This is a genomic window from Psychroflexus sp. MES1-P1E, from assembly GCF_002836055.1.
In the GTDB taxonomy this organism is placed as follows: Bacteria; Bacteroidota; Bacteroidia; order Flavobacteriales; family Flavobacteriaceae; genus Psychroflexus.
In genome coordinates, this window is sequence record NZ_PJBS01000134.1 from 1 (window position 1) to 6,070 (window position 6,070).

Below are 6,070 nucleotides of genomic sequence, written 5' to 3' on the forward strand. Positions count from 1 at the left end.
GTATTTTAAGAGCAATTGCTCCACAAGAAAAAGATAGAATTAGAGCGTTGGCAGAAATTTATGTCAAAAACAAACATAAAATAGAACTAGCGCACTGCAATAAATAAACGTTATGCTTTATATTAAATTTGAAATACAAGATTCATCAAAGTTTGAAGATTTTCAAAAATTATACGACCATATGGTTAAAGTAAGGCAACCTGGTTTTAAGTTTGATGAAGAAGGTCCTGAATTTGATTGGGATACGATGCCCGAGGAGGAAGTACAAGCTGCATTAGAGGAATTAAATACTTTTTTAGACCAACAGGTAGAACCTGAGAAACATAGATGCAACGAATTATTACCAATTTATGTAAACGAATTTCTAGAAAGCTATTTGCAAAGTAAGAGTGAAAATTTAGAATCATTTGGTAGCCAAGATGTGTTTTCCATATTTAATTATTTAGAATTCGGTTTCGAGGTGGATATGGATAATCTTAAAAAAATAAACGAACGTATTGGCATCGTTGAATTTTCCACAGGAAATTATCCCTTTGGTGGTATGGAGCGTTTTATCATGACATTGGCCGCCTATAATTTAAAACCAGTAGCTTGTTTTGACGGCTTCAATAAATGTGAATTTAATTGGACTTCTCCATTTGAATATGAAACTAGTATTATATCAAAAAAAAATATTTTGCAAATGATTATAAAAGTAATTCGTAATAATTTCTTTAAAATATTTCTTTTTTCAGTGCTTATAGTACTTTCAAATAATGCGACAGCCCAAATTAGCAGTACTGAATTCCAATTCAAAAAAACTTTAAATGAAAACAAATTGACAGTTAATAATTCGGATTTACTAATTTTAAAGCTTAAAAGAGGCAAACGCTCTTGTACAAATATGTTAGTTATCAATAAAGAAAATCGTGAGATATAAGAAAATTAGAGGTTTAAAAAGAAAGGTTGCTAATATTCCAAAATGGATTGAAGGATATTTAGAATTCCATAATGAACATTCAAATGAATATAACTACAATAAGGCGAAAGTCTATGTTGACCCATGGGATAATTTAAATTTTACGAATAGCCAAATACCAGAACCCAAAGGAAAGGCTAAAAGAGAGATCTTGAAAGGACTGAAAAAAATCTATGACAGCTGGAAAATTGAATTAGAAAAATTAAATAAACCGTACTATTTAAAAATATGGGTTTATGAACCGAGAGTATCTAAATCACAAGTTGTTTGTGCAATCGAAGATAGAATTGAACATTATGAAAATCTTTTTATTAAAGCAGACTTCAAGCAAAATAAATCATCATTCACGAATGTATTAGATGCTGATTTCAAATGGCAATCTAAAATTGATGAAGAAGAATTTTTGGAAAGTGACTTGTTGTGGCCTATTGATCAATACGAAAATATTGAAGATAGTTATATGGATAGGAGGCTTTTGACAAAATTGAAAAATGGAGACTACCGAAAGGAAGTAATTAATACAAATGGAGATAATGATATAATTTACTTTCAGCCAAAAGGTAAGATTTGGGTTGGAGAAAAATAATTAACATCGTATAATCTGAAGCATAATTTTTACAGATGGAAATATTATTGGATAATATAGTAGTTGCGCCAAACTTATTTTGCGTGAATGACGGCCAGAATTATGGCGAATTTTTCAACCATAAGACAAAAGAATATCAAGTTCAAATTCACAAAGCTGCATTTATTGCTTTAATAGAAATTGAATACAACCAAACTCGTAATGAAATCAAAATAGATGATGCCTTTGAGAATGAAAATTCAGACTTCACAAATACTAATTATTGCTCGTTACGAGAGTTGCTCAACTATCCCAAAGATTTTCTTGAAATCATGAAAACATATTTGCACATAGACTTACTAAAGAAAATTTTCCCTAGTAACGAAAAGAATAAATATGTTATAAACAGTGCAGATTCGATTATTTTGAAAGATAATTTGTTTTTACCTTTAGGTATTTCTAATTACATTATTCAATCTGATATGTCTGGCGAACCGTATTTTGGTGGTGGAATGTATCTGACACCAAGAGATATGCTGAAATTTGGACAATTATGTCTGAATAAAGGACAATGGTGAAACAAGCAAATTCTATCAAAAAAGTGGATTGAAAGCTCTTTTAAGAATTATTTGAATTTAGAAAATACTTCTGATAAAAATGGATATGGGTATTTATGGTGGCATCATACATACCTTATCAATGGAAAAGAGATTAAATCTATAGAAGCTAGAGGTGCAGGAGGTCAATATATATTTGTAATCCCAAAATTAAAAATTGTTGCAGTAATTACATCAGGGAATTATAGAAATAAGAATAGTCAGCAACCTGAGAGAATATTAGAAAAATACATCCTTCCTGTACTTATGGGAAAGTAGCCAGCACCTAACACTGTATAAAAATAATAACGGTTTTAGTGATAAATTCAAAGTGAGTATCTTATGCAAAGTTTAGTGACAAATTGAAAGAAAAGTGCCATGTAATCCGCTACTACTCTTATACTAATCGTTGTGGTGCATTTGAGAAAACGGACTAACTTTTAAAAAAATGGAAGCAAAATTAACATTTCGAAATTTAAAAGAAACTGATTGGGAACAGGTTTCCGGAATTTACCAAGAAGGACTTGATACTGGAAATGCGACATTTGAATCAAACCTACCAAATTGGGAAGGGTGGAATAATGGACATCTAAAAGAATGTAGGCTAATTGCAGAAATAAATAATAAAATTGTAGGCTGGTATGCATTGTCACCAGTTTCTTCTCGATGTGTTTATGGAGGAGTTGCGGAAGTAAGCGTATATGTTTCAACAAAATTTTCGGGACAGAAAATTGGAACAGAATTATTGGGAAGATTAATAACGGAAAGTGAAAACAATGAAATTTGGACTTTACAAGCTGGAATTTTCCCCGAAAACAAAGGAAGTCTAATCATCCACGAAAGACTTGGGTTTCGGAAAGTTGGTTATCGAGAAAAAATCGGAAAAATGAACGGAGTTTGGCGAAATACAATCCTATTGGAACGCAGGAGTAATATAATTGGAGTGGAATAAAAACGCACCACAACAATGTATATAAAACATAGCTAATAAGTGCTTAAACCAATGGCTTGGGTGTATTTACTAAGTCCGCCAAATCTTTGATTTGGCATTTAAAAAAGAAAAAATAAATACAAAAACAAAGATTTGGCTAAGTGCTAATTCGGAAATTATTGTATATTTAATACGCTACGTTTCATATACTAGACGTTATGTGCAAGCTAAAAAAACATATTGCTAAAAATTAATGAAGGTATTTTACATCATATTTTTCCTTATTCTCAATGTTCTGATTTTTGAAAAACTGACCAAGAAAATAAATATAGCGACAAAATTAAAAAGTGGATTTGTTATACTTTTATTGCTAATCGTTACTTTGCATTTTTTAAACCCACTTGATTTTGCAATTGCCAATAAAGTATTTATAATTTTGTTTGGATTCAGTTCGTCATTATTCATATTTCATTTTGGTAGTCGAATAGCAATAGCTTTTTCGACGAGTATCAATAACGGGAACGAGGATAAACTGCTTTATAAATGGTACAACTTTTTAATATTTTACTTAGTTTATATAATGATTTCCGTTTTCCAAATAGCATCAATCATAGAAAATTGGAGTTGATAATATGACTGAACAATCAATAATAAAACGAATAGGAAAACCAGCTGAAATCGATTTGAGAAAACCGAAAGCAATTGGTAGTACTGGATTTTATTTAAAGTCGTTTAAAACTAAAAATACTGGAACTGAATCTCTGAAACTGGAATCAAAATGTAACTTAAGAAGATTTTGATGCGATACGGATACCCACCTGATTTGGCAAAATTAGAAGCGGACAAAGTGTTGGCGCAAGGAGAAGCATTGGCTGAAATGTTTTCCGGTGAGAACTAAGCCTATCTTATGTTCAAGCACATTGCAATCCTCGTTCCTGCGGTTGCAAAGAGCTTTCACGCCAACGCTAAAAACGAAATGAATAAAATAAAAACTAACCCTAGTCGAGTAAGCCAAGGGAATTTCACCCCTAACTTCTCACAGAACCGTTCGTGAACCTCTCAATTCATACGGCTCTTATTATGCAGTCAATATTTAGGTTAGTTGATAACCTAATGCCCAATGATAAAACATATTTGGATACTCTTTAGTTATGCGCCTTAACCACTTTACGGCTAAAACTCGGCTTCTTTTGAAACGTTTATACCTATTTAAAATCCATTTGATTATCCGATGATGGAGATAATAAAAAACAGGTTTAAGAGCCTTGCGTTTTATTTTCCCATAATAATTTATCCAACCCCGAATTTTAGAGTTGAGCATCATTGCTAGGTCTTGTAAAGTACATCGAGTCTTCTTATGAATGTTCATTTTACCTAAATCCGATAGAATACCCTTCTTAGATTTTCGGCTCATCTTACAGTCATATTTTAAAAAGAATCCTCCCTTTTTTATTGAAAATTAAAGGGAAACAAAAAGGGTAAGAACCATATGGAACTTACCCTCTTATTTTTATTTGGTTGATTTTTACTCTTTAATCACCTTACCACTTTGTTTTACTTCATTACCATCTATTATCCTATAAATATATATAGAAGGCTTTAATCCACTCACATCAATAGGTTCTGAGAAATTAAAGGGTTTAGAAAATATCTTACTTCCTTTTATGTCATATAACTCAAAGAGAGGGTTTATTAAAGATTCTGAAGAGTTAATCTTTAAGTACCCTTTTGTTGGATTTGGATAGATAGAAAATGAATTTACTTCTACTGAATTAGTTGAAAGAGATGATTCTTTGGTATAGTACCAATGCGATTTAAATTCTTCTCCTTCTAATTCGTTCCAAGTATTAAAGTTGGTATCGTGTTCATACATAATTCCTTCTCTTACTAATTTGGTATTGGTTTCTGAAAGAGTTGAAATGTCCATTTTAAAATTTGGTTTATAAACCCCTAATTCAGGGTACCAAGAATAATTAGTTTCATTGGTTATAAAATTGTTTAAATCAAAGGAATATTCTAATTTCAGAAAAGGAACTAAAGATTGAGATTCTGAGTCCCAATAGTATGTTATGTCAAGAGTTAGATTTCCGTTTTCATCATTGGAATATTCTCTTTTCAAAGAAGGAACAAAAGATTGGGATTCTGAGTCCCAATTGTAATATATGTAAAGAGTTAGATTTCCATTTTCATCATTGGAATATTCTCTTTTCTGATTAGGAACAAAAGATTGGGATTCTGAGTCCCAATTGTATCTTATGCCAAGAGTTAGATTTCCGTTTTCATCATAGGAATATTCACGTTTAGAAGAAGTAACAAAAGATTGAGATTCTGAGTCCTAATAGTATTTTATGTAAAGAGTTCGATTTCCGTTTTCATCATAGAAATATTCTCCTTTCAAAGAAGGAACAATAGATTGAGATTCTGAGTACCAATAGTATAATATGTAAAGAGTTTGATTTCCGTTTTCATCATAGGAATATTCTCTTTTCGCATAAGGAACAAAAGATTGAGATTCTGAGTTCCAATTGTATCCTATGTAAAGAGTTAAATTTCCGTTTTCATCATAGGAATATTCTGTTTTCCGAGAAGTAACAAAAGATTGAGATTCTGAGTTCCAATTGTATCCTATGTAAAGAGTTAGATTTCCGTTTTCATCATAGGAATAATCTCCCCCTTTCTGAGAAGGAACAAAAGATTGGGATTCTGAGTTCCAAATGTATATTATGTAAAGAGTTCGATTTCCGTTTTCATCATAGGAATATTCTACTTTCTGAGAAGGAACAAAAGATTGAGATTCTGAGTACCTATAGTATGATATGTAAAGAGTTCGATTTCCGTTTTCATCATATTCCATCCTCCGTTTTAGATTTACACCACCTGTATTAAAACCTATTGTCTCAAGACTATCCAATCTATAAGAAATATCACCATTAACTATCAACTTTCTTTCAAATGATTGAGAGTTAATTTTATTTTTTTTTTGATTTGGATTAAAATCCCTGTTCTTATTCTCTAGAAAA

Annotated in this window: 8 protein-coding genes and 1 pseudogene; 5 read left to right on the plus strand and 4 right to left on the minus strand. The window is 31.1% G+C overall.

What is annotated here, in order from left to right; translation table 11 throughout:
• Window positions 1-112: 112 nt before the first annotated feature.
• The 5 genes from CXF67_RS03745 (at window position 113) to CXF67_RS03765 (ending at window position 3,071) form a co-directional block, all read left to right on the plus strand.
• Window positions 113-919 carry a hypothetical protein gene (locus CXF67_RS03745; protein ID WP_180957892.1) on the plus strand — a complete coding sequence of 269 codons (807 nt, stop codon included), beginning with the start codon at window positions 113-115 and terminating at the stop codon, window positions 917-919.
• A complete protein-coding gene (locus CXF67_RS03750) occupies window positions 909-1,544 on the plus strand; it encodes a hypothetical protein (protein WP_102087525.1) in 636 nt (211 codons plus the stop codon). Before CXF67_RS03745 ends, CXF67_RS03750 begins: the two co-directional genes overlap by 11 nt.
• Window positions 1,545-1,579: 35 nt before the next feature.
• Window positions 1,580-2,101, plus strand: a complete 522-nt coding sequence (locus CXF67_RS03755) for a hypothetical protein (RefSeq protein ID WP_102087526.1) — start codon at window positions 1,580-1,582, stop codon at window positions 2,099-2,101.
• 51 nt (window positions 2,102-2,152) lie between these two features.
• Entirely contained in the window at window positions 2,153-2,398 is a 246-nt protein-coding gene (locus tag CXF67_RS03760) for a hypothetical protein (protein WP_102087527.1), read from the plus strand.
• 169 nt (window positions 2,399-2,567) lie between these two features.
• Window positions 2,568-3,071, plus strand: a complete 504-nt coding sequence (locus CXF67_RS03765; protein ID WP_102087528.1) for a GNAT family N-acetyltransferase — start codon at window positions 2,568-2,570, stop codon at window positions 3,069-3,071.
• A 1,072-nt stretch (window positions 3,072-4,143) separates the two neighbouring features.
• Here the strand turns inward: CXF67_RS03765 and CXF67_RS03775 are convergent.
• From CXF67_RS03775 to CXF67_RS18075, 4 genes and pseudogenes are all read right to left on the minus strand, one after another.
• Window positions 4,144-4,464: a group II intron maturase-specific domain-containing protein gene (locus CXF67_RS03775; RefSeq protein WP_102087530.1), complete on the minus strand. Its 321-nt coding sequence runs from the start codon at window positions 4,462-4,464 to the stop codon at window positions 4,144-4,146.
• Window positions 4,465-4,575: 111 nt separating this feature from the next.
• A complete protein-coding gene (locus tag CXF67_RS03780; protein ID WP_102087531.1) occupies window positions 4,576-5,169 on the minus strand; it encodes a T9SS type A sorting domain-containing protein in 594 nt (197 codons plus the stop codon).
• A 12-nt stretch (window positions 5,170-5,181) separates the two neighbouring features.
• Window positions 5,182-5,346 (minus strand): annotated as a pseudogene (locus CXF67_RS19175) (hypothetical protein); the annotation flags it as partial.
• A 39-nt stretch (window positions 5,347-5,385) separates the two neighbouring features.
• On the minus strand, window positions 5,386-6,070 hold a 685-nt coding region (locus CXF67_RS18075), incomplete at its 5' end, for a DUF3836 domain-containing protein (RefSeq protein WP_180957893.1).